The following is a 22,620-nucleotide window of genomic DNA, read 5'->3' on the forward strand; positions in this document are numbered from 1 at the left end:
CCCTACTCGGAGACGGGGAGCACGTCGGCGTCGAAGCAGGTCCGGGCGCCGGTGTGGCAGGCGGCTCCGACCTGGTCGACCTTGACGAGCACGGTGTCGGCGTCGCAGTCGAGGGCGACGGACTTGACGTGCTGGACGTGCCCGGAGGTGTCGCCCTTGACCCAGTACTCCCGGCGGCTGCGGGACCAGTAGGTGCAGCGTCCGGTGGTGAGGGTGCGGTGCAGGGCCTCGTCGTCCATCCAGCCGAGCATCAGCACCTCACCGGTGTCGTACTGCTGGGCGATCGCGGGGACGAGCCCGTCCGGGCTGCGCTTGAGCCGGGCGGAGATGGCCGGGTCGAGATTGCTGCTCATGGCGCCATTGTGCCGCGATCCGGGACGGTGTCCGGCGGGGCGTCCACTGGGCGGACCGGTGGCGCCCGCCGTAGGCTGGCGGTCATGTCGACCCATGCCAAACGTGAACGGCTTCTGCTCGCCGATCTGTTGGAGGCGGCCGGTCCGGACGCCCCGACGCTCTGCGAGGGCTGGCGCACCCGGGACCTCGCGGCCCATGTGGTGGTGCGGGAACGGCGCCCGGACGCGGCGGCCGGTTCGCTCGTACCGGTGCTGAAGGACCGGCAGGAGCGGGTGCAGGCGGAGTTCGCCGAGAAGCCGTACGAGGAGCTGATCCGGCTCATCCGGACGGGGCCGCCGCGGTTCTCGCCGTTCACCATCAAGCAGGTGGACGAGGGTGCGAACGTGGTCGAGTTCTACGTCCACGCCGAGGACGTACGCCGGGCCCAGCCCGAATGGTCGGCGCGCGAGCTCGACCCGGTCTTCGCGGACGCCCTCTGGTCGCGCCTCGAACGCTCCGCCCGCCTCCTGGGCCGCAAGCTGCCGGTCGGCCTGGTGCTGCGCCGGCCGAACGGCCAGACGGCGGTGGCGCACCGGGGCACCCCGGTGGTGACGGTCTCCGGTGAGCCGGGCGAGCTCACGATGTACCTGTACGGGCGCCAGGCCTCGGCCAAGGTGGAGCTGGACGGGGAGCCGGAGGCGATCGAGCGGCTGAGCGAGACGAAGCAGCTGGGTCTCTGACGGGCGGCGCGCCCGGCCCGGGCTCTAGCCCGGCAGTTCCGCGCGGCGCACGGCCCTGGCCGAGAGGCCGTAGAGGCCCGCGAGCGCGCAGACGCCCGCGCTGACGGTGAAGACCGGGCCGACGCCCCACAGGCCGATCGCGGCGCCCGTGAGCGGGAAGCTGAGCGGGGCGAGGCCGAGGCTCATCAGGCTGGAGACGGCCGAGACCCGGCCGAGGTAGGCGGGGTCGCACTCGGTCTGCACGAGGGCCCCGCAGAGTGCTCCGGAGAGGCCGGCGAACAGGCCGATGGCGAGGGCGACGCCCACGGCCAGGGGCAGCCGCGGGACGAAGGCGAGGGCGCCGATCGAGACGGCGCCGACCGTCATGGTCCAGCCGAGGACGGCTCCGGCGCGCGGCACCCGGCCCTTGACGCCGAGCAGCAGCGAGGCGCCGCCCGCGCCGACGCCGAAGCCGGCGAGGACCCAGCCGATGCCGGAGGCCCCCCAGCCGCGCTGGTCGGAGAGGAGCGCGAGGCCGACGTTGAGGGGGCCGACGAAGCCGAGGTCGCTGAGGGCGATGACGATCATGAGCGGTCCGAGGACGCGGTGGCCGTGCAGATAGCGCATTCCGTCGACGAGATCGCCGAAGGCGGTGCCGTTCTGGCTCGCCGCCTCTCCGGTGAGAGGGCGGAGCCGGAGGGCCAGCAGCAGGGGCAGGGAGACGGCGAAGAGCGCTCCCGCCACGGCGAACGCGACGCCCGGTCCGCCGAGGGCGATCGCGAGGCCGCCGAGGGGGGCGCCGAGAACGGCTCCGGAGCGGTAGGCGAGGCCGCGCATGCCCTGGACCCGGGCGAGCTGGTCGTGCGGGGCGATCCGGGGCGGCAGGGCGCCGACGGCGGGCAGGAAGAGGGCGTCGACGATGCCGAAGACCAGGGCGATGCCGGCCAGCACCCAGAGGGTGGGCGGGGCGACGAGGACGAGCGCGGCGACGGCGAGGACGACGAGGCAGCGGACGGTGTCGGAGACGATGACGACCCGGCGGGGGCCGAAGCGGTCGGCGACCACTCCCCCGCCGAGCATCAGCAGGGCGCGCGGTACGGCGCTGACGGCCATCACGAGCCCGGCCTCGGCGGGGGTGCCGCCGCGGACGGCGGCCCAGGAGAGGGCGAGGTGGTAGACGCTGTCGCCGAGGGTGGAGGCGGTGTAGGCGCCGAGCCAGCGCAGCACCCGGGGGTCGCGGTGGGCGGGCCGTGCCGGGGCGGCGGGCGCGGCGACGGGGGCGGTGGCGGTCATCCGCGGTAGGGGAAGCCGTTGAGGTGGATGGCGACGTTCTCGCGGCCCTCGGTGTCACCCGCGGCCTCGGCGGCGCGGGCCCGCTGGTCGTACTTCCTGAGGACGGTGTCGAGTTCGGCGCCGAGGGCGGCGAGCTCGTCGGCGGTGAGGCGGGGCAGCCACTCGGAGCTGGGGGAGGCCGCGCGCCACGCGTCGGACCAGGTGTGCCGCTCGTCGAGGAAGCGGGCGTACATCCGCGTGCGCTGCTCGTCGACCGTACGGCCGAAGGCGGCGCTCGCGGCGGCGAGTTCGGGGGCGTCGCGGAGGTCCTCGTCGTGGATGCTGAAGCCGTAGGAGCTGGGCTGCCACCAGCGCTCGCGGCCGTCGGTCGACTGGGTCTCGGCCTCTTCGATGAGGCCGTGGTCGGCGAGCTTGCGCAGGTGGTAGCTGACGAGGGAGACGGCCTCGTCGACCTGGTCGGCGAGCTGGGACGCGGTGGCGGTGCGGGCCACGAACAGGGCGCGGTAGAGGCGCATCCGCAGCGGGTGCGAGATGGCTTTGAGGGTGCCGAGATCGGTGATCCGGCGGTTCTCCGGCGAGGTCATGTCCATGACCCTAGATGCGAAAGAAAACTTGCGCAATGAAAATTGCACAACTGATCCTGCGCTTCCGGGAAAGGCGAAGGGCCCCCGAAGGGGCCCTTCATGACATCGGGTCAGGTCAGCGGACCGGGTGGCCCGCCCGCCGCAGCTCGTCCTTGACCTGCGAGATCCGCAGGTCGCCGAAGTGGAAGACGGAGGCCGCGAGCACCGCGTCCGCGCCCGCCTCGACGGCCGGCGGGAAGTCGGAGAGCCTGCCCGCGCCGCCGGAGGCGATGACCGGGACCGTGACGTGCTTGCGTACGGCCGCGATCATCTCGGTGTCGTAGCCGTCCTTCGTCCCGTCCGCGTCCATCGAGTTGAGCAGGATCTCCCCCGCGCCCAGCTCGGCGGCCCGGTGCGCCCACTCGACGGCGTCGATGCCGGTGCCCTTGCGGCCGCCGTGCGTCGTCACCTCGAAGGAACCCGAGGCCGTACGCCGGGCGTCGACCGACAGGACGAGCACCTGGCGGCCGAAGCGCTCGGCGATCTCCTGGATCAGCTCCGGGCGCCCGATGGCGGCGGTGTTGACGCCCACCTTGTCGGCGCCCGCCCGCAGCAGCTTGTCGACGTCCTCGGCCGCGCGGACGCCGCCGCCGACCGTGAGCGGGATGAACACCTGCTCGGCGGTGCGGCGCACCACGTCGTAGGTGGTCTCCCGGTTGCCGGAGGAGGCGGTGATGTCGAGGAAGGTCAGCTCGTCGGCGCCCTCGGCGTCGTACAGCTTGGCCATCTCGACGGGGTCGCCCGCGTCGCGCAGGTTCTGGAAGTTGACGCCCTTCACGACGCGGCCGTTGTCCACGTCGAGGCAGGGGATCACTCGTACGGCGAGAGTCATGCCGTCCCTCCCTCCGGGCGGTACGCCTCGACCTCGACCTCGACGACCAGGCTCGGGTCGACGAAGCCGGAGACGATGATCATCGAGGCGGCGGGGCGGACGGCGTCGAACAGCTCCTTGTGGGCGCGGCCGACCTCGTCCACGTCCCGGGCGTGGGTGATGTACATCCGGGTGCGGACGACGTGCTCCGCGTCGAGGCCCAGCCGCTTCAGCGCCGCCAGGGCCACGTTGAAGGAGTTGACCGTCTGCTCGTACGGGCCGCCGCCGGCGATCTGGCCGCCGACCACCGACGTACAGCCGGCGACGAGGACCAGGCCGTTCGGCAGTTCCACGGCGCGGGAGTAGCCGAACTGCTCCTCCCACGGCGCGCCGGTGACGACCTTCTTCACAGCGTCGGTCATGCGGAAGCCACCGCCGCCAGCGCCTCCTCCAGGGTGAACGCCTTGGCGTACAGCGCCTTGCCGACGATCGCGCCCTCGACGCCCAGCGGGACGAGGCCGGACAGGACCCGCAGGTCGTCGAGGGAGGACACGCCGCCGGAGGCGACGACGGGCTTGTCGGTGGCGGCGCAGACGTTCTTCAGGAGCTCCAGGTTGGGGCCCTGGAGCGTGCCGTCCTTGGCGATGTCGGTGACGACGTAGCGGGAGCAGCCCTCGGAGTCGAGGCGGGCGAGCGTCTCGTAGAGGTCGCCGCCGTCGCGGGTCCAGCCGCGGCCGCGCAGGGTCGTACCGCGGACGTCGAGGCCGACGGCGATCTTGTCGCCGTACTCGGCGATGACCTTGGCGACCCACTCGGGGGTCTCCAGGGCGGCGGTGCCGAGGTTGACGCGGGTGCAGCCGGTGGCCAGGGCGGCCGCGAGGGAGGCGTCGTCGCGGATGCCGCCGGAGAGCTCGACCTTGATGTCCATGGCCTGGGCGACCTCGGCGATCAGCTGCCGGTTGTCACCGGTGCCGAAGGCGGCGTCGAGGTCGACGAGGTGCAGCCACTCGGCGCCGGAACCCTGCCAGGCGAGGGCCGCTTCGAGCGGGGAGCCGTAGGAGGTCTCGGAGCCGGACTCGCCGTGCACGAGACGGACGGCCTGGCCGTCGCGGACGTCGACGGCGGGGAGGAGTTCGAGCACGCTGTTAGAAGACACGGTCACAGGGTTCCGATCCAGTTGGTGAGCAGCTGTGCTCCGGCGTCGCCGGACTTCTCGGGGTGGAACTGGGTGGCCCACAGGGCGCCGTTCTCGACGGCCGCGACGAAGGGCTCGCCGTGGGTGGCCCAGGTGACCTTGGGGGCGCGGATGTTCTTGTTGCCGACCTCCAGGGTCCACTCGCGCACCGCGTAGGAGTGCACGAAGTAGAACCGGGCGTCGGCGTCGAGGTCCGCGAACATCTGGGTGTCCTGCGGCGCGTCGACCGTGTTCCAGCCCATGTGGGGGACGACGGGGGCGTTCAACGGCTCGACCGTACCGGGCCACTCGTCGAGGCCCTCGCTCTCCACGCCGTGCTCGAAGCCGTGGGCGAAGAGGATCTGCATGCCGACGCAGATGCCCATGACCGGGCGGCCGCCGGAGAGCCGGCGGTCGATGATCCACTCGCCGCGGGCCTCCTTGAGCCCCTTCATGCAGGCGGAGAAGGCGCCGACGCCGGGGACGAGGAGCCCGTCGGCGTTCATCGCGGTGTCGTAGTCGCGGGTGATCTCGACGTCGGCGCCGACCCGGGCGAGGGCGCGCTCGGCCGAGCGCACGTTGCCGAAGCCGTAGTCGAAGACGACGACCTTCTTGGGGGTGATCGTGGTCATGACCACACGTCCAGCCGCAGCACACCGGCGGAGAGGGACATCGCGGCGCCGACGGCGACGAGCACGATGACGCCCTTGGGCAGCTGCTGCTTGACGAAGGAGTAGATGCCGCCGAGCAGGAAGAGCCCGACGACGATGAGGATGGTGGAGAGGCCGTTCACGGTTAGAGCGCGCCCTTCGTGGAGGGGAGGATTCCGGCGGCGCGCGGGTCGCGCTCGGAGGCGTAGCGGAGGGCGCGGGCGAAGGCCTTGAACTGGCATTCCACGATGTGGTGGGCGTTGCGCCCGTACGGGACGTGGATGTGCAGCGCGATCTGGGCCTGGGCGACGAAGGACTCGAAGATGTGCCGGGTCATCGTCGTGTCGTACGAGCCGATCATCGGCGCCATGTTCTCGGGCTCGGTGTGCACGAGGTACGGGCGGCCGGAGAGGTCGACGGTCACCTGGGCGAGCGACTCGTCCAGCGGGACGGTGCAGTTGCCGAAGCGGTAGATGCCGACCTTGTCGCCGAGGGCCTGCTTGAAGGCGGCGCCGAGGGCGAGGGCGGTGTCCTCGATGGTGTGGTGCGAGTCGATGTGCAGGTCGCCGTCGGTCTTGACGGTCAGGTCGAACAGACCGTGCCGGCCGAGCTGGTCGAGCATGTGGTCGTAGAAGCCGACCCCGGTCGACACATCGACCTTTCCGGTGCCGTCGAGGTCGATCTCGACGACGACGGAGGTCTCCTTGGTGGTGCGCTCAACGCGGCCTACGCGGCTCATCGCTCCTGCTCCTTCATCAATTCACGAACCGCGTCGAGGAACGCGTCGTTCTCTTCGGGGGTGCCGGCGGTGACCCGCAGCCATCCCGGTACGCCGTTGTCCCGGACCAGGACGCCCCGGTCGAGGATCCGCTGCCAGGCCGCGTGCGTGTCGGGGAACTTCCCGAACTGCACGAAGTTGGCGTCCGAATCGGTGACCTCGCAGCCGATCCCGCGCAGCTCGGTGACGAGCCGGTCGCGCTCGGCCTTGAGCTGTTCGACGTACCCGAGGAGGGTGTCGGTGTAATCAAGGGCGGCGAGCGCGGTCGCCTGGGTGACGGCCGAGAGGTGGTACGGCAGGCGGACCAGCTGGACGGCGTCGACCACGGCCGGGTGGGCGGCGAGGTAGCCGAGGCGCAGTCCGGCGGCGCCGAAGGCCTTGGACATGGTCCGGGAGATCACCAGGTTCGGGCGCCCCTCGACGAGGGGCAGCAGCGAGTCCCGGTGGCTGAACTCCACGTACGCCTCGTCGACGACCACCATCGAGGGCCTGGCCGCCTGGGCCGCCTCGTACAGGGCGAGGACGGTGTCGGCGGCGACCGCGGTGCCGGTGGGGTTGTTGGGCGAGGTGATGAAGACGACGTCGGGCCGGTGCTCGGCGATCGCCTTCTCCGCCGCCGCCACGTCGATCGTGAAGTCCTCGTTGCGCGGCCCGGAGATCCAGCCGGTGCCGGTGCCGCGGGCGATCAGCGCGTGCATCGAGTACGAGGGCTCGAAGCCGATCGCGGTACGGCCCGGGCCGCCGAAGGTCTGCAGGAGTTGCTGGAGGACTTCGTTGGAGCCGTTGGCCGCCCACACGTTCTCGGTGGCGACCGGGTGCTTCCCGGTCCGGGTGAGGTAGCGGGCGAGCTCGGTGCGGAGCTCGACGGCGTCCCGGTCGGGGTAGCGGTTGAGGCCGCGGGCGGCCTCGGCGACCCGCTCCGCGATCCGGGCCACCAGCGGCTCGGGCAGCGGGTACGGGTTCTCGTTGGTGTTCAGCTGGACGGGGACGTCGAGCTGGGGCGCGCCGTAGGGGGACTTGCCGCGCAGCTCGTCCCGGACGGGCAGATCATCGATTCCGGTCACTTGGTCTCCGGCACCTTCCATCCGAAACGGGCCTTGACCGCCGCGCCGTGGGCCGGGAGGTCCTCGGCCTCGGCGAGGGTGACGACGTGGTGGGCCACGTCGGCGAGCGCGTCGCGCGTGTAGTCCACGATGTGCACCCCGCGCAGGAAAGACTGCACGGAGAGGCCCGAGGAGTGGCAGGCGCAGCCGCCGGTGGGCAGGACGTGGTTGGAGCCGGCGCAGTAGTCGCCGAGCGAGACCGGCGCCCAGGGGCCGACGAAGATCGCGCCCGCGTTGCGGACGCGGTCGGCGACGGCGGCGGCGTCCGCGGTCTGGATCTCCAGGTGCTCGGCGCCGTACGCGTCGACGACCTTGAGGCCGTCGGCGAGGTCGCGGACGAGGACGATCGCGGACTGACGGCCGGCCAGGGCCGGGACGATCCGGTCGTCGACGTGCTTGGAGGCGGCGACCTGCGTCTTCAGCTCGGCCTCGGTGGCGGCGGCCAGCTCGTCCGAGTCGGTGACGAGGACGGAGGCGGCCATCGGGTCGTGCTCGGCCTGGCTGATGAGGTCGGCGGCGACGTGCACGGGGTCGGCGGTGGAGTCCGCGAGGATCGCGATCTCCGTCGGGCCGGCCTCGGCGTCGATGCCGATGCGGCCCTTGAGGAGGCGCTTGGCGGCGGCGACGTAGATGTTGCCGGGACCGGTGACCAGGTTGACGGGGGCGCAGCCGGGCTCGCCGTCGGTGTCGGCGGTGCCGTACGCGAACATGGCGATCGCCTGAGCCCCGCCCGCGGCGTACACCTCGTCGACGCCGAGCAGGGCGCAGGCGGCGAGGATCGTCGGGTGCGGCAGTCCGCCGAACTCCTTCTGCGGGGGTGAGGCGATGGCCACGCCCTCGACGCCGGCCTCCTGGGCCGGGACGACGTTCATCACGACGGAGGACGGGTAGACGGAGCGGCCGCCCGGCACGTAGAGGCCGACGCGCTCGACCGGGATCCACTTCTCGGTGACCGTGCCGCCGGGGACGACCTGGGTGGTGTGGGTGGTGCGGCGCTGCTCGCGGTGGACGAGGCGGGCGCGCCGGATGGACTCCTCCAGGGCGGCGCGGACGGCCGGGTCGAGCTCGTCGAGGGCGCGGGTGATCGCCTCGGCGGGGACGCGCAGTCTCGCGAGCCGGACGCCGTCGAATTTCTCCCCGTACTCGATCACCGCGGCCGCGCCATGATGCCGGACGTCCTCGCAGATCGGCCGCACCGTCTCCAGGGCGGCTTCCACGTCGAACTCGGCACGGGGCAGCAGGTCGCGCAGGGCGGAACCCTCGGGGAGGGCCTCGCCGCGCAGATCGATTCGAGAGATCACGGGTCAATTCTCGCAGACGGCCCACAGCGCCGGACGCCCGTATCACTGGCTGATACACGCCACACTGGCGTCTTGTCGCCACTCCTGACCGTTAGCGTTCAGCCCGTCACTCAGCGGGAAGAACGGCTGTACGAATCCACGAAACCCCGGAAAAGCATCGAAAGCGGAATGCGCGGAGTCGTGGGAACGGATCGTGGAAAGCGAGGGGGGCGGCAGTGACCGAGCCGCACGAGGACGGAATGCCGGACGGTCTCACGGGCCCGGAGCGGGCCGTGTGGCGGGCGTTCCGCATCGGAAGGACATGCGATCTGACGGAGGGGATCGCGGAGCGGGACGACCCCTTCGGGGGGCGGGAGTGGGGAGAGGAGCGGAGCGTCCGCGCCGACGTGGTGGCGCTGCTGCTGCTCGCCGGGCCGCCGGCCCGGTCCGGGCGGGTGGCCGCGCTGAAGCTGCGCGGGGTCCGGATCACCGGCGTGCTGAACCTGGCGGGCGGGACGATAGGGCCGTACGTCGAGCTGCACGGCTGCCGGTTCGACGGGGAGGTGGTGCTGCCCGAGGCCCGCTTCGGCACCCTGCGGATGGTCGAGTGCTCCCTGCCGCGGCTGGAGGCGGCCCGGCTGCACACCGAGGGGGACCTGCACCTGCCGCGCTGCCGGGTGAAGCGGGGCATCCGGCTCACCGACGCGCAGATCGGCACCGACCTGCTCGTCAACCAGATCCAGGTGTGGCCGGACCGGCGGGGCCGTGCGATCGCGGCGGACGGGCTGGTCGTCGCCCAGGACCTCCAGGCCGAGCTGATCGAGACGCACGGGGAGCTGAGCCTGCGCGGGGCGAAGGTCGGCGTCTCGCTGAGCCTGCGGGGCAGTGTGCTGCGGGGCGCGCAGGGCCGCCGCGCGCTGAACGCCCCGCAGCTGACGGTGGAGCGCTCGCTCTATCTGAACGCGGCCTGGGTGTACGAGGACGCCGGGACGTACGGGAACTCGGGATATCCGGGCGGCGGTTCGACGTCCACCCCGCCGTACGGCGTGACGCCCGCCCAGGGCGCCCGCCGCAAGCCGGTCGAGTGCCACGGCGGGGTGCGCCTCGACGACGGCCGCTTCGGGGACGCGGTGGACCTGCACCACGCCCGGTTCCTGCTGAGCGGGGCGCGCCGGGAGGAGGTCTCGCTCCGCCGGATCGTCACCCCGGAGCTCCGGTTCAACGGCGAGCGGCCGGAGGAGGGCCGCGTCGTGCTCAACGGCGCGAAGGTCGTCACCCTGATCGACCTGTCGACCGCCTGGCCGGGCCCCGGCGGACTCGCGATGGGCGGCTTCGCCTACGAGAACCTCGTGCCGTACGGGCACTTCCCGCTGGCCCGGCGGCTGGAGTGGGTCGCGGCGGCGACCCCGGAGTACGCGCCCGAGCCGTACGAGCGGCTCGCGACGGTCCTGCGCAACAGCGGGGAGGACGCCGACGCCCGCGAGGTGCTGCTCGCCAAGCAGCGGCGCAGACGGGAGACCCTGCCGGTGGCGGGGAAGCTGTGGGGATACCTCCAGGACTGGACCGTGGCCTACGGCTACCGGCCGGGCCGGGCGGCGCTGTGGATGGCGGTCCTGTGGGCGGCGGGGACCGTGGCCTTCTCCCACTACCGTCCGATACCGCTGAAGGCCGAGGAGGCCCCCGCGTGGAACGGCCCGCTGTACGCGCTGGACCTGCTCCTCCCGGTGATCAACCTCGGCCAGGACGGCTACTGGCGCCTCGAAGGCATCTGGCAGTGGGCGGCGGCGGTGCTGATCCTGCTGGGCTGGATCCTGGCGACGACGGTGGCGGCGGGCGCGACCCGGTTGCTGAGCAGGGGGTGAGGGGGCGGAGGTTTGGTGTGAGGGGCGTGACGTCTGCTGCCGTGAGGGCGGGGGCCGGGAGAGAATACGTCCCACCATGTCCTTGTTCCGTGCCCTGTTCGGCGCCGTCCGTTCGGTCCGGCACACCCCGCGCCCAGCCGCCGGGTTCGTGCCGGACGACGACGTGCTGCTCGACGCCCCGGACGAACGGCTCGCGCCCGCCCTGGTCGCCGCCGCCCTCGCCGATCCGGAGCCCGCCGCGAAACTGCTCGCCACCACCCGGGACTCCGGCGAGTGGGAGGACCGCGACCGGTACGTCACCCGGCTCGCCACCTTCGCGTACAGCAGAGGCGACTGGCTGACCCACTGGCTCTCCGTCGCGCCCGGCGACCCCGACGCCCTGCTCGTCACGGCACAGCTCGCCGTACGCCAGGCCTGGGAGTCGCCCGCGCGGGCCGAGCGGCTGCGCGAGCTCGGCCCGCTGATCCACGCGGTCGTCGAGGGGACCCCGCACGACCCGGTGCCGTGGCGTCTCGCCCTGGACCACGCACGCGGCTCGCACGCCGGGCACACCGTCTTCGAATCGCTCTGGGAGCAGGCCGTGCGCCGCTCCCCGCACCACTACGGCTGCCATGTGGCGGCGCTGAAGTACCTCTCCGCGCAGTGGTACGGCTCGCACCGCGCCGCCTTCGACTTCGCGGAACAGGCGGCGGACGACGCGGCCCCGGACTCGCTCGTACGGGCGCTGCCGGTCCGCGCGGCCTACGACCGGCTCCGGGTGCCGCCGGACCGGGACCCGTCCGTGCCGGAGGCGCGGATCGACCGGGCGGCCGACCGCGCCCTGGACGTGTCGGCGGTCTTCCCGACGGGAGACCCCTGGCCGGCCGAGGTCCGCAACCTGCTCGCGTACGTGCTGGTGGAGCGGGCCCGGTGGGAGGAGGCGCGGGAGGAGTTCGGCCGGATCGGGGTCCACGCGACCTCGTTCCCGTGGGGGGCCTCCCGGGGCCCCGGGAGGGGAGCCGTACGGGAGGATCCGCTGCGCCGTTTCCTCGCCGCGCGGGACCGGGTCGGGGGCGAGTTGTCCCGCCGTACCCCTCTCTGGGACACCGGACGTGGACGGGCCGGACGGGGCGGGCCCGGCGGCCATTAGGCTTGACCGCTGTGACCACCGCTCGCCTGCCTCTCTTCCCGCTCAACGCGGTGCTGTTCCCGGGCCTCGTGCTGCCGCTGAACGTCTTCGAGGAGCGTTATCGCGCCATGATGCGCGAGCTGCTCACGATCGACGACTCGGAGCCGCGCCGCTTCGCCGTCGTCGCCATCCGTGACGGCCGCGAGGTCGCGCCGACCGCCCCCGGCATGCCGGACCAGACGGCACTGCCGGAGCGGGGCCCGGCCGCGGGCTTCGGCCCCGACCCCATCCAGTCCTTCCACCGGGTCGGCTGTATCGCCGACGCGGCGACGATCCGGGAGCGCGCGGACGGCAGCTTCGAGGTGATGGCCACCGGCACGACCCGGGTGAAACTGCTGTCGGTCGACGCGAGCGGGCCGTTCCTGGTCGCCGAGATCGAGGAGATCCCGGAGGAGCAGGGCGAGGAGGCCGGCACCCTCTCCGAGGGGGTGCTGCGGGCCTTCCGCAGCTATCAGAAGCGGCTGGCGGGGGCGCGGGAGCGTTCGCTGACGACCAGCGAGCTGCCGGACGACCCCTCCGTGGTGTCGTATCTGGTCGCGGCGGCCGCGGTGCTCGACACACCATCGAAGCAGCGGCTGCTCCAGGCCCCGGACACGGCGACCCGGCTCCGCGAGGAGCTGACGCTGCTGCGCGCGGAGACGGCGGTGCTGCGACATCTGCCGTCGCTGCCGGTGGTGGACCTGACACAGGCCCCGACGTACCCGAACTGAGCCGAGGAGGCGCGCGTGGCGAAGAAGCAGAGGAAGAGCGGCGGCGGCACCCCGGCGACGGTGGCCCTGGCGGCCGCAGGGACCCCGTTCACCCTGCACGCGTACGAGCACGACCCGGCCTCCCCCTCGTACGGCGAGGAGGCCGCGGAGGCCCTCGGTGTCTCCCCCGGCCGGGTCTTCAAGACCCTGGTGGCGGACGTCGACGGCGAGCTGACGGTCGCGGTGGTGCCGGTGGCGGGCCAGCTCGACCTGAAGGCACTGGCCACGGCGGTCGGCGGCAAGCGCGCGGCGATGGCGGACCCGGCGGCGGCCGAGCGGACCACGGGCTACGTCCGGGGCGGGATCTCCCCGCTCGGCCAGCGCAAGCGGCTCCGCACGGTCCTCGACGCCTCCGCGTCGGACCACGCGTCGATCTGTGTCTCGGCGGGCCGGCGCGGCCTCGAGGTGGAGCTCTCCCCCACCGATCTGGCCGCGCTCACCTCGGCCGTCCTGGCCCCGATCGGCCGCGCCTGACGTCCGGCGCGGCCCTCCGGCGGGGCCGGGGCCGTCAGCCGGCGCTCGGGCCCTGGGTGTACGGCTTCGGCTGCTCCCACGGCTCGGGCTCAGGGTCGCGCGGGCCGAAGGCGGCCGTGAGCGCCAGGTGCACGATCATCGCGGCGAGCGGCCAGGCCAGCATCGCGGCGGCGCCCAGATTCAGTTCGAGCGGCGCCTCGAACGCGATGTTGGGGCCGACCGCCTTGGCGTGGGCCACCACGTCGCTCGTCGGGCCGAAGTACGTCCCGAGGCCCCAGGCGAGCAGCGAGCCCAGCACACCGCCCAGCGCCAGACCGAGCACCAGCGGGACGCCGCCCTTGCGGCGCAGCAGGAAGACGACGAGCGCGGCCACCGCTCCGAAGGCCAGGGCGAGGAGCACGAACGTTCCGTCCGCGCCGATCGCGGTCTCCCCCTCGGAGTTCCGGAGGTAGACCCCCTTGCCGTCCGAGATGAGCAGGACGCGCGGGGCCAGATTCAGCCACAGCACCCCGAGCAGCGCGCCCGCGAGCGCGGAGACGACGGTCACCAGCACACCCTGGAGGACCTCGGCCGCCGTGATCGGGTCCCCGGCCGGTCCGAGCATCGGCGGAGGCGGCGGCGGCCAGTCGGGGTCGTGCGGCGGTGGCTGGTGAGGCGGAGTCAGAGGTGCGGTCACTCCGCCATCGTGCCAGGTGTGCCTGTGACCCGCCTCAGCGGACGGCGGCCCGCCGGTACGCCCAGGTGGCGACCACCAGGGAGACCACGCCGCACACGCCGCACACGGCGAGGTCCAGGGCGACGACCGCCCAGTCGGGATGCGGGTCGAAGGTGCGGGCCAGGGCCTCCACGCCGTACGTCGACGGCAGCAGGTCCCGTGCCCAGCCGACGGGCGCCGGCAGCCGCTCCGCGGGGAGCACGCCGAGGAGCAGGGCGGCGGACATGCCGAGCTGGCCGAGGAGGGTGGCCAGTTCCTGACGGGGCGCGAGGAGGCCGAGGGCCGCGCCGAGCCCGGCGAGCGCGGCCCCGGCGAGCGGGACGACGGCGGCGAGGATCCAGAGGTGCCCGAGGGGCAGCCCGAAGAGCACGGATCCCGCGACGGCCGTGACGGCGGTCCCGGGCACCGTGAAGGAGGCGTACGCCCCGGCCGCGCCGAGCACGACGGCGGCGGGCGGCACGGGCAGGGTGGCGTAGTGGTCGAGGCCGCCGGTGGCCCGCAGCTGCCCGAAGTACTGGGCGAGCAGATTGAGCGCGACGAAGGCGACGACGAGGACGGTGGAGCCGGCCACGACGGCGCGCGCCTCGGAGCCTCCGTCGACGACCCCGCGCATCAGGACCATGATCCCGATGGACTGGAAGGTGGCCACGAAGAGCAGCGGGATGCGGGCGACCCGGGCGCGGGAGAGCTGCGCGCGGTAGACGGCGGCCAGGGCCGGCAGCAGCCGGGCGCGCGGGGCGAGGGGCGCGGCGGCCTCCTCGTCGTCGCGGGCCCGGACGGAAAGCGCGCCGGTCGGCAGGACCTCGGCGGGCACGGTGCTCACTGCGTACAGCTCCTGAGGGTGACGTGCGGTACGTGCGGTGCAGGCAGTACGTGTGCGGTCGGTGGTGCAGACGGTGCGTGCGTGGCCTGCGGGGCAGACGGTGCGTGCGGTACGTGCTGCGTGCGCGGTACGTGCGCCCTGTGCGGGGTCACGCCTTCACCAGCCCCTCCGTCGCGCCGCCCAGCGCCAGATACACGTCCTCCAGGCTGGGCGTCGCCAGGGTGAAGTCGTCGAGCGCGGCGAAGGCGGCCCCGCCGGTGACGGTGGCGACGGCCGCGCGGGCCGCGTCCGGGGCGAGCCGGAGGACCCAGCGGCGTCCGGTCTCCTGGGCGAGCCCGCGCAGCGCGGCGACCTCGGGCAGGTGGACCGGGGCCGACTCGCGCCAGACGAGTTCGACGCGGACCTCGCCCGCGACGCGTTCCTTGAGTCCGGCGGGCGTGTCGCAGGCGATGACCCGGCCGTGTTCGAGGACGGCGACCCGGTCGAGGACCGTCTCGGCCTCGATGACGTTGTGGGTGACGAGGAGCACGGTGGTGCCGTGCTCGGCGCGCCGCCGGTCGACGGCCGCCCAGACGGCGCGCCGGGCGATCGGGTCCATGCCGGTGGTGGGCTCGTCGAGGACGAGGACGGGGCGCTCGCCGACGAGCGCGGCGGCGACGCAGGCGAGCCGCCGCTGTCCGCCGGAGAGCCTCCTGAGCGGCCGGGAGGCGAGTGCGCCGAGGCCGAGCTCCTCCAGGACGGCGTCGCGCTCGGCGCGCGCGTCGTGGGCGGTGAGGCCGCGCAGCCGGCCGGTGGTCTCGGCGGCGAGGGCGACGGTCAGGTCGTCGAGGGCGGTGGACTCCTGGCCGAGGTAGGCGAGGAGCCTGGCCGCCCGCTCGGGGTGGCGCACGAGGTCGTGGCCGAGGAGCCGGACGCTTCCGGAGTCGGGGCGCATGAGACCGGTGAGCTGACGGACGAGGCTGGACTTGCCGGCTCCGTTGGGGCCGAGCAGGCCGAAGATCTCGCCGCCGCGCACGTCCAGGCTGATCCCGTCGGTGGCCCGCACCTCGGGTGTCGCGGGCGCACCGCGCCGGCCGCGCGTGGCGGGGTACGTCTTGACCAGATCCCGCACCACGCACACCGTACTCACGGGGGAAGAGCCTACGGGGTCGCCGGGCCCGCTCCGGGCGCGGGGGCGTGTTCGGCGGCGGCCCGGACGTCGATCTCGCGCCAGAAACCCGCCCGGATCGCGTAGCGGTCGTGCTCGTCGATCTGGTCGTCCTTGTGGGCGAGCAGGCCGAATCGGGCGGCGTAGCGGAGGAGTTCGCCGTCGATGCGGTGCGGGATGCGGGGGTAGAGGGTGGACAGCTTCTGGACGTGGCTCTGCTCGGGGAGCCGCTCCATCCACCGACGGGCGAACACCTGTCCGACCTCGAACGGATCGCCGCCGACCGTGGTGATGTCCTCCTCGCGGTCCGCCCAGCGCTGCTCGGCGCTGGTGAGGGCGGCGAGGGTGGGCAGGGAGGCGGTCTCGGCCGGTTCGCCGAGGGTGGGCGCGGGACGCTCGACCCAGCCCCGGTCGGAGGACCAGCGCAGCGCGCTGGCGCCCTGCGGCACGGGGCCGCCCGGGGCGGCGGGGAGGGCGCCGGGGGCGCGCAGTCCCGCGAGGTCCTTGGGGGTGGGGACGCCCTTGCCGGGGCTCGGGGCGGGGACGCCGCCGTGGCCGTGCTCGTCGTCGCGGACGTGTCCGCTGCCGTTGCCGTCGTGGTGGCTGTGGACGTGACCGTTGGCGTGGGCGGTGGAGACCTCCCCGGCGGCGGCGGCCGCGGCCGCCGCCTCGGCGGCCCGTTCGGCGGAGGCGGCGAGGGCCGCCTCGGGCAGCGGCGCGGAGAGGATGGCCGCGATCTCGGGGCGCGGGGCGGGCGGGGGCGAGCAGATCCCGGTGAGGTCCTTGGCGCGGACGGCCCGGGTGATCCAGGCCCGGTCGAGGACCCTTCGCTCATCGGCCTCGGCGACCAGGTCCTCGGACTGGTTGTAGTCGCCGTCGGCGGCCTGGACGGCCCAGAGGTGGACGGCGACGCCGTGCTCCTTGGCGGACATCAGACCGGGCAGCAGATCGCCGTCGCCGGTGACGAGCACGATGTCGGAGCAGGCCCTGTTCCTGGCGAGCTCGGTCAGCTCGGTGTGCATGGCCGCGTCGACGCCCTTCTGGGCCCAGCGTCCGTCGCTCCTCGTCAGGGCGCCGAGCCGGACGGTGACCCGGGGCATCACCCGCAGTCTGCGGTGCTCGGGCTGGGGCACCCGGTCGGGTGCGCCGTCGAACCAGTAGATCCGCAGGAGGGGCAGCGCGGTCTCGGCCTCGGCGCGCTGGCGCAGCTGCTGGATGAGCCCGGCGTGATCGACGGTGATCCGGGAGCGGGCCGGTTCCCCGGCGAGAAGACTGGCGGCGGCGCCCAGCAGGTAGCCGGCGTCCACCAGGACGACGCAGCGGTCCACGTGTTCCACCCTCTTTCGGGAACCTCGGGATCGGAAGGTGCTCGGTTTTCCTTCGAGTCTGCCCGAAGGCCGGGGGCTCGACGGTCGGAACTGGATCATCGGCGTGGCGGATGTCACGCCCACCAAGCCCTTACGCTCCGTAATGATCCAACATGCGGCGCTTCGTACCATATGTGAGTCTGACAGCGGCCCTGGCCCCTAGGTCCCTTTGAGGAGGCATCCCCATGGCCAAGAACCGGAATCAGAACCGCAGTCAGAAGCAGCAGCAGTCGCCGGCCGAGCGCGGCGCCCAGCAGGCGCAGCAGTCGGCGATGGAGTCCCAGGCCGAACAGCGCGCCAGCCAGGTCACACCGGGTGACATGGCACGCAAGGGCCGTCAGAAGCGCTTCGGCCACAACTGACGGAGCCCGAGTACGGCAAAGGGGCGCGCCCGTGACGACGGGCGCGCCCCTTGCGCGTGTACGAAAGCCCCCGGTCCGAGCGGTCCCGGTCAGAGAAGCCCCGGTCCGAGCGGTCCCGGTTCCGGTCAGCCCGCCAGGCAGGACGGGCCGAGCAGCACCTTCAGGTCTCCGAAGAGCGCCGGGTCCGCCTGTACCCGGTGCCGGTCGAGCCGGAGGACGGTCGTGGTGCGGGGGCCCTGGAGCTTGATCCGTACCTCGGTGTTGCCCTTGTGGTGGCCCAGGATCTCACCGAGCCGGGTGACCATCGGCGGGGTCACCTTCACGGTGGGGATGGTGAGGATCACCGGTGCGTTGGTCCCGGCGTTCGACAGGTCGGGGACCATCAGCTCCATGGCGACCAGCCGGGGCACGTCCTCGCGCTTGTCGAGCCGTCCCTTGACGAAGACGACCGTGTCCTCGACGAGCTGGGTGGAGACCAGCTGGTAGGTGGCCGGGAAGAACATGCACTCGATGGAGCCGGCCAGGTCCTCGACGGTGGCGATGGCCCAGGCGTTGCCCTGCTTGGTCATCTTGCGCTGGAGGCCGGAGATGATGCCGCCGATGGTGACGACCGCGCCGTCGGAGTGCTCGCCGCCGGTGAGCTGGGAGATCGCCGCGTCCGTCTTGTCGGACAGGACGTGTTCGATGCCGAAGAGCGGGTGGTCGGAGACGTAGAGGCCGAGCATCTCGCGCTCCTGGGCGAGCAGGTAGGACTTCTCCCACTCGATGTCGGAGAACTCGACGTCCAGGCCGAAGCCGGGTTCGTCGGTCGCCTCGTCGCCCATGCCGCCGAAGAGGTCGAACTGTCCCTCGGCCTCCTTGCGCTTGACCGCCACCACGTTGTCGATCATCGGTTCGTGGTGGGCGACCAGGCCCTTGCGGGTGTGGCCCATCTCGTCGAAGGCACCGGCCTTGATCAGCGACTCGATGGTCCGCTTGTTGCAGACGACGGCCTCGACCTTGTCGAGGAAGTCCGGGAAGGTGGAGTACTTCCCCTTCGCCTTGCGCGACTTGATGATCGACTCGACGACGTTGGTGCCGACGTTCCGGACGGCGGAGAGGCCGAAGAGGATCACGTCGTCGCCCTGGGCGGCGAAGTTGGACTCGGACTCGTTCACATTGGGCGGCAGCACCTTGATGCCCATGCGGCGGCACTCGTTCAGGTAGATCGCGGACTTGTCCTTGTCGTCCTTGACCGAGGTGAGCAGTCCCGCCATGTACTCGGCCGGGAAGTTGGCCTTGAGGTAGGCGGTCCAGTAGGAGACCAGGCCGTACGCGGCCGAGTGGGCCTTGTTGAAGGCGTAGCCGGCGAAGGGGACCAGGACGTCCCAGAGGGCCTTGATCGCCGCGTCGCTGAAGCCCTTCTTCTTGGCTCCGGCCTCGAAGATGACGAAGTTCTTCGCCAGCTCGTCGGGCTTCTTCTTGCCCATCACGCGGCGGAGGATGTCGGCCTCGCCGAGCGAGTACCCGGCGATGATCTGGGCGGCCTTCTGCACCTGCTCCTGGTACACGATGAGGCCGTAGGTGACCGCGAGCACCTCTTCGAGCGGCTTCTCCAGCTCGGGGTGGATCGGGGTGATCTCCTGCTGCGCGTTCTTGCGCAGGGCGTAGTTCGTGTGCGAGTTCATGCCCATCGGGCCCGGCCGGTACAGGGCGGACACGGCGGAGATGTCTTCGAAGTTGTCGGGCTTCATCAGCCGGAGCAGCGAGCGCATGGGGCCGCCGTCGAACTGGAAGACGCCGAGGGTGTCACCGCGCTGGAGCAGTTCGAAGGTCTTCGGGTCGTCGAGCGGCAGGGCCAGCAGGTCGAGGTCGATGCCCTTGTTGGCCTTCACCATCTTGACGGCGTCGTCCATGATGGTGAGGTTTCGCAGGCCCAGGAAGTCCATCTTGAGCAGGCCGAGCGACTCGCACTGGGGGTAGTCCCACTGCGTGATGGTCACACCGTCGGTGTGCCGGACCCAGATCGGCGCGTGGTCGACGATCGGCTCGCTGGACATGATGACGCCGGCGGCGTGCACGCCCATCTGGCGGACCAGGCCCTCGACGCCCCGGGCGGTGTCGATGACCTTCTTGACGTCCGGCTCGTTCTCGTACATCGCGCGGATCTCGCCGGCCTCGCTGTAGCGCGGGTGCGAGGGGTCGGTGATGCCGTTGAGGTCGATGCCCTTGCCGAGGACGTCGGCGGGCATGGCCTTGGTGAGCCGGTCGCCCATGGCGTAGGGGTAGCCGAGGACGCGCGCGGAGTCCTTGATGGCGTTCTTCGCCTTGATCTTGCCGTAGGTGCCGATCATGGCGACCTTGTCGGAGCCGTACTTCTCCGTCACGTACCGGATCACCTCGACGCGCCGACGCTCGTCGAAGTCGATGTCGACATCGGGCATCGAGATGCGCTCGGGGTTGAGGAAGCGCTCGAAGATCAGTCCGTGCGGGATCGGGTCGAGGTCGGTGATGCCCATGGCGTACGCGACGATCGAGCCGGCGGCGGAGCCTCGGCCGGGGCCCACGGCGATGCCCTGCTTCTTCGCCCACATGATGAAGTCGGCGACGACGAGGAAGTAGCCCGGGAAGCCCATCGAGATGATGGTGTCCATCTCGTACTCGACCTGCTTCATGCGGTCCTCGGGGATGCCCCCGGGGAAGCGGCGGGCCATGCCCCGCATGGTCTCCTCGCGGAACCAGGTGACCTCGGTGTACCCCTCCGGGATGTCGAACTTCGGCATGAGGTTCTTCTCGACGAACATGCCGTCGGTGGAGACCTGCTCGGCCACCAGGAGCGTGTTGCGGCAGCCCTCCTGCCAGGCGTCCGAGGAGTCGACGGCGTACATCTCGTCCGTGGACTTGAGGTAGTAGCCCGTGCCGTCGAAGCGGAAGCGGTCCGGGTCGGAGAGGTTCTTGCCGGTCTGGATGCAGAGCAGGGCGTCGTGCGCGGTCGACTCGTGCGCGTACGTGTAGTGGGAGTCGTTGGTGACCAGCGGCGGGATGCCGAGCTTCTTGCCGATCTCCAGGAGCCCGTCGCGGACCCGGCGCTCGATCTCGATGCCGTGGTCCATCAGCTCCAGGAAGTACCGCTCCTTGCCGAAGATGTCCTGGTACTCGGAGGCCGACTTGAGGGCCTCGTCGAACTGGCCGAGCCGGAGCCTGGTCTGCAGCTCGCCGGAGGGGCAGCCGGTGGAGGCGATGAGCCCCTCCGACCACTGGGAGATGGTCTCCTTGTCCATCCGGGGCCACTTCTGGAGCCAGCCCTCGGCGTAGGCGTCGGAGGAGAGCTTGAAGAGGTTGTGCAGTCCGGTGTTGTCCGCCGCCCAGATCGTCTTGTGGGTGTAGCCGCCGGAGCCGGAGACGTCGTCCCGCTTCTGGTGCGGCTGGCCCCACTGGATCTTCCGCTTGTTGCGCCGGGACTCGGGCGCGACGTAGGCCTCGATGCCGATGATCGGCGTGACGCCGGCCTTCTTGGCCGTGTGGAAGAAGTCGTACGCCCCGTGCAGATTGCCGTGGTCGGACATGGCGATGTGCGTCATGCCCATCTCGTTGCACGCGTCGAACATGTCCTTGAGCCGCGCGGCACCGTCCAGCAGCGAGTACTGGGTGTGGACGTGGAGGTGCGTGAAGGGCGGCTTGGTCACGGCGGGAGGCCTCCGGAAAACGCTGAGCGACAGGCTGCGGACAGTCTGGGGGGACAGCGTGGAAGTCTACGTCTCGCGACTGACAGACGTCGGGCACTCCCGGCTAGGGTCGCGCGTTGAGCGCTTGGAACGCCTGTCCCAATTGTCATGAACAGTTTTGCAGATCGTCCGGTACCAGGAGGCACCTCGATGTCGGTCCCCCAGCCCACCGCCACGGAGCGCGGTGAGCACATTCTCGCCGTCTTCGACACCGCCTTCGGCGAGCTCCTCGCCGCCGACCCCGCGGCCTTCCGCGTCAAGTTCCGGAAGATGGCCGGCTCGGCCTTCGCCTTCTACCGGGGGACGGCCTGCCTCTTCTACGCGGACCTGGAGCGGGAGGCCCACGGCGGCCCCTACCTGGACGAGCGCACCGGCCGGGTCTGGATCCACGGCGATCTCCACGCCGAGAACTTCGGCACCTACATGGACGCCAACGGGCGGCTGATCTTCAACGTCAACGACTTCGACGAGGCGTACGTGGGTCCCTTCACCTGGGACCTCAAGCGGCTCGCCGCCTCCCTCGCCCTCATCGGCTACGCCAAGGCGCTCAGCGACGAGCAGATCACCGAGCTGGTCCGCATCTGCGCCGCCGCCTACCGGGAGCGGATCCACGCCCTGGCGACCGGCGCCAAGGGCGACGAGGTGCCCGCCTTCACCCTGGAGACCGCCGACGGGGCGCTGCTCGGCGCCCTGCGCGACGCCCGCGCGCTGACCCGCTTCGGGCTCCTCGACTCGATGACGGAGATCCGGGACTTCGAGCGCCGCTTCTCCGCGGGCGGCGGCGCGATCGAGCTGGACGCCGCCACCCGGTACAAGGTCCTGGCGGCCTTCGACGGCTACCTGGAGACCCTGCCCGAGTCCAGCCTGGCCCGCCCCGACTCGTACCGGGTCAAGGACGTGGTCGGGCGGCGCGGGATCGGCATCGGCTCGGCCGGCCTCCCCTCGTACAACATCCTCCTGGAGGGCAACAGCGACGCCCTGGAGAACGACGTCGTGATCTACCTGAAGCAGGCGCAGACCCCGGCCGTCTCCCGCCATGTGACGGACGCGGCGGTACGGGAGTACTTCCGGCACGAGGGCCACCGCACCGTCATCTCGCAGCGGGCCCTCCAGGCGCACGCCGACCCGTGGCTGGGCTGGACGGAGCTGGACGGCTCCGGGCAGCTGGTCGCGGAGGTCTCGCCGTACGCGGTGGACCTGGACTGGTCGGACATCGACGACCTGGAGGAGATCGCGGCGACCGTCGCGGACCTGGGCCGGGCGGCGGCGACCATGCACGCGGCGGCGGACGACTCCAGCGGGCACTCGCTCGTGCCGTTCTCGACGGAGCGGGCCATCGACGCGGCGATCGCCGCCGACGAGGAGGGCTTCGGGGACCTCCTGGTGGACTTCGCGCACAGCTACGGGGCACGCGCGCGGACCGACCACCAGATCTTCGTGGACCTCTTCCGCAACGGCCGGATCCCGGGTCTCTAAGGGCCCGGC

Annotated in this window: 23 protein-coding genes; 7 read left to right on the forward strand and 16 right to left on the reverse strand. The window is 72.1% G+C overall.

The window, feature by feature from the left end; genetic code table 11:
- Positions 1-2: 2 nt before the first annotated feature.
- The gene (gene hisI, locus ACH4MY_RS16605; RefSeq protein WP_398003381.1) at positions 3-353 is read right to left on the reverse strand and encodes a phosphoribosyl-AMP cyclohydrolase; all 351 of its coding nucleotides are present in this window, start codon (positions 351-353) and stop codon (positions 3-5) included.
- 84 nt (positions 354-437) lie between these two features.
- Between hisI and ACH4MY_RS16610 the strand changes: the two genes are divergently transcribed.
- Positions 438-1,073, forward strand: coding sequence for a TIGR03085 family metal-binding protein (locus tag ACH4MY_RS16610; protein WP_398003384.1), 636 nt, complete (start codon positions 438-440; stop codon positions 1,071-1,073).
- Positions 1,074-1,097: 24 nt separating this feature from the next.
- On the opposite strand, the gene ACH4MY_RS16615 is transcribed toward ACH4MY_RS16610, so the two are convergent.
- The 10 genes from ACH4MY_RS16615 to hisD form a co-directional block, all read right to left on the reverse strand.
- The gene (locus ACH4MY_RS16615; RefSeq protein ID WP_398003387.1) at positions 1,098-2,345 is read right to left on the reverse strand and encodes an MFS transporter; all 1,248 of its coding nucleotides are present in this window, start codon (positions 2,343-2,345) and stop codon (positions 1,098-1,100) included.
- Entirely contained in the window at positions 2,342-2,929 is a 588-nt protein-coding gene (locus ACH4MY_RS16620) for an ArsR/SmtB family transcription factor (RefSeq protein ID WP_398003390.1), read from the reverse strand. The genes ACH4MY_RS16615 and ACH4MY_RS16620 overlap by 4 nt, the downstream gene beginning before the upstream one ends.
- A 115-nt stretch (positions 2,930-3,044) precedes the next feature.
- Positions 3,045-3,800, reverse strand: coding sequence for an imidazole glycerol phosphate synthase subunit HisF (gene hisF / locus ACH4MY_RS16625; protein WP_398003393.1), 756 nt, complete (start codon positions 3,798-3,800; stop codon positions 3,045-3,047).
- On the reverse strand, positions 3,797-4,201 hold the full coding sequence (locus ACH4MY_RS16630) for a RidA family protein (RefSeq protein WP_398003396.1): 405 nt from the start codon (positions 4,199-4,201) through the stop codon (positions 3,797-3,799). The genes hisF and ACH4MY_RS16630 overlap by 4 nt, the downstream gene beginning before the upstream one ends.
- Positions 4,198-4,935 (reverse strand): bifunctional 1-(5-phosphoribosyl)-5-((5-phosphoribosylamino)methylideneamino)imidazole-4-carboxamide isomerase/phosphoribosylanthranilate isomerase PriA, encoded by a 738-nt coding sequence (gene priA / locus ACH4MY_RS16635; RefSeq protein WP_398003399.1) that lies wholly within the window; start codon positions 4,933-4,935, stop codon positions 4,198-4,200. The genes ACH4MY_RS16630 and priA overlap by 4 nt, the downstream gene beginning before the upstream one ends.
- A gap of 2 nt (positions 4,936-4,937) precedes the next feature.
- Complete coding sequence (hisH, locus tag ACH4MY_RS16640; RefSeq protein WP_398003402.1) at positions 4,938-5,585, reverse strand: imidazole glycerol phosphate synthase subunit HisH; 648 nt, start codon at positions 5,583-5,585, stop codon at positions 4,938-4,940.
- Positions 5,582-5,746 (reverse strand): hypothetical protein, encoded by a 165-nt coding sequence (locus ACH4MY_RS16645; RefSeq protein ID WP_327161502.1) that lies wholly within the window; start codon positions 5,744-5,746, stop codon positions 5,582-5,584. The genes hisH and ACH4MY_RS16645 overlap by 4 nt, the downstream gene beginning before the upstream one ends.
- A gap of 2 nt (positions 5,747-5,748) precedes the next feature.
- On the reverse strand, positions 5,749-6,342 hold the full coding sequence (hisB, locus tag ACH4MY_RS16650) for an imidazoleglycerol-phosphate dehydratase HisB (protein WP_015032911.1): 594 nt from the start codon (positions 6,340-6,342) through the stop codon (positions 5,749-5,751).
- Positions 6,339-7,445: a histidinol-phosphate transaminase gene (locus tag ACH4MY_RS16655; protein WP_398003406.1), complete on the reverse strand. Its 1,107-nt coding sequence runs from the start codon at positions 7,443-7,445 to the stop codon at positions 6,339-6,341. The genes hisB and ACH4MY_RS16655 overlap by 4 nt, the downstream gene beginning before the upstream one ends.
- Positions 7,442-8,785 (reverse strand): histidinol dehydrogenase, encoded by a 1,344-nt coding sequence (gene hisD, locus ACH4MY_RS16660; RefSeq protein ID WP_398003409.1) that lies wholly within the window; start codon positions 8,783-8,785, stop codon positions 7,442-7,444. The genes ACH4MY_RS16655 and hisD overlap by 4 nt, the downstream gene beginning before the upstream one ends.
- Positions 8,786-9,000: 215 nt before the next feature.
- On the opposite strand from hisD, the gene ACH4MY_RS16665 reads away from it, so the two are divergent.
- The 4 genes from ACH4MY_RS16665 (at position 9,001) to ybaK (ending at position 13,017) form a co-directional block, all read left to right on the forward strand.
- Positions 9,001-10,626, forward strand: a complete 1,626-nt coding sequence (locus ACH4MY_RS16665) for an oxidoreductase (RefSeq protein WP_398003412.1) — start codon at positions 9,001-9,003, stop codon at positions 10,624-10,626.
- Between the two features lie 76 nt (positions 10,627-10,702).
- Positions 10,703-11,755, forward strand: coding sequence for a hypothetical protein (locus ACH4MY_RS16670; protein WP_398003415.1), 1,053 nt, complete (start codon positions 10,703-10,705; stop codon positions 11,753-11,755).
- A gap of 11 nt (positions 11,756-11,766) precedes the next feature.
- Positions 11,767-12,504 (forward strand): LON peptidase substrate-binding domain-containing protein, encoded by a 738-nt coding sequence (locus ACH4MY_RS16675; protein WP_398003418.1) that lies wholly within the window; start codon positions 11,767-11,769, stop codon positions 12,502-12,504.
- 15 nt (positions 12,505-12,519) lie between these two features.
- Positions 12,520-13,017 (forward strand): Cys-tRNA(Pro) deacylase, encoded by a 498-nt coding sequence (gene ybaK / locus ACH4MY_RS16680; RefSeq protein WP_398003421.1) that lies wholly within the window; start codon positions 12,520-12,522, stop codon positions 13,015-13,017.
- Between the two features lie 34 nt (positions 13,018-13,051).
- Here the strand turns inward: ybaK and ACH4MY_RS16685 are convergent, their stop codons facing one another.
- The 4 genes from ACH4MY_RS16685 to ACH4MY_RS16700 all read right to left on the reverse strand — a co-directional run bounded on the left by ACH4MY_RS16685 (position 13,052) and on the right by ACH4MY_RS16700 (position 17,039).
- A complete protein-coding gene (locus ACH4MY_RS16685; protein ID WP_398003424.1) occupies positions 13,052-13,693 on the reverse strand; it encodes a DUF2567 domain-containing protein in 642 nt (213 codons plus the stop codon).
- Between the two features lie 34 nt (positions 13,694-13,727).
- On the reverse strand, positions 13,728-14,555 hold the full coding sequence (locus ACH4MY_RS16690) for an ABC transporter permease (RefSeq protein WP_398003426.1): 828 nt from the start codon (positions 14,553-14,555) through the stop codon (positions 13,728-13,730).
- A 148-nt stretch (positions 14,556-14,703) separates the two neighbouring features.
- The gene (locus tag ACH4MY_RS16695) at positions 14,704-15,675 is read right to left on the reverse strand and encodes an ABC transporter ATP-binding protein (RefSeq protein WP_398003879.1); all 972 of its coding nucleotides are present in this window, start codon (positions 15,673-15,675) and stop codon (positions 14,704-14,706) included.
- A gap of 20 nt (positions 15,676-15,695) precedes the next feature.
- The gene (locus ACH4MY_RS16700; RefSeq protein ID WP_398003429.1) at positions 15,696-17,039 is read right to left on the reverse strand and encodes an NYN domain-containing protein; all 1,344 of its coding nucleotides are present in this window, start codon (positions 17,037-17,039) and stop codon (positions 15,696-15,698) included.
- Between the two features lie 215 nt (positions 17,040-17,254).
- On the opposite strand from ACH4MY_RS16700, the gene ACH4MY_RS16705 reads away from it, so the two are divergent.
- Complete coding sequence (locus ACH4MY_RS16705; protein ID WP_398003432.1) at positions 17,255-17,431, forward strand: hypothetical protein; 177 nt, start codon at positions 17,255-17,257, stop codon at positions 17,429-17,431.
- A 125-nt stretch (positions 17,432-17,556) separates the two neighbouring features.
- Here the strand turns inward: ACH4MY_RS16705 and dnaE are convergent, their stop codons facing one another.
- Positions 17,557-21,096 carry a DNA polymerase III subunit alpha gene (dnaE, locus tag ACH4MY_RS16710; protein ID WP_398003435.1) on the reverse strand — a complete coding sequence of 1,180 codons (3,540 nt, stop codon included), beginning with the start codon at positions 21,094-21,096 and terminating at the stop codon, positions 17,557-17,559.
- A 189-nt stretch (positions 21,097-21,285) separates the two neighbouring features.
- Between dnaE and ACH4MY_RS16715 the strand changes: the two genes are divergently transcribed.
- Positions 21,286-22,611: a DUF2252 domain-containing protein gene (locus ACH4MY_RS16715; RefSeq protein ID WP_398003438.1), complete on the forward strand. Its 1,326-nt coding sequence runs from the start codon at positions 21,286-21,288 to the stop codon at positions 22,609-22,611.
- Positions 22,612-22,620 lie beyond the last annotated feature (9 nt).

Source organism: Streptomyces sp. NPDC017246, from assembly GCF_044331325.1.
Classification (GTDB): Bacteria; Actinomycetota; Actinomycetes; order Streptomycetales; family Streptomycetaceae; genus Streptomyces.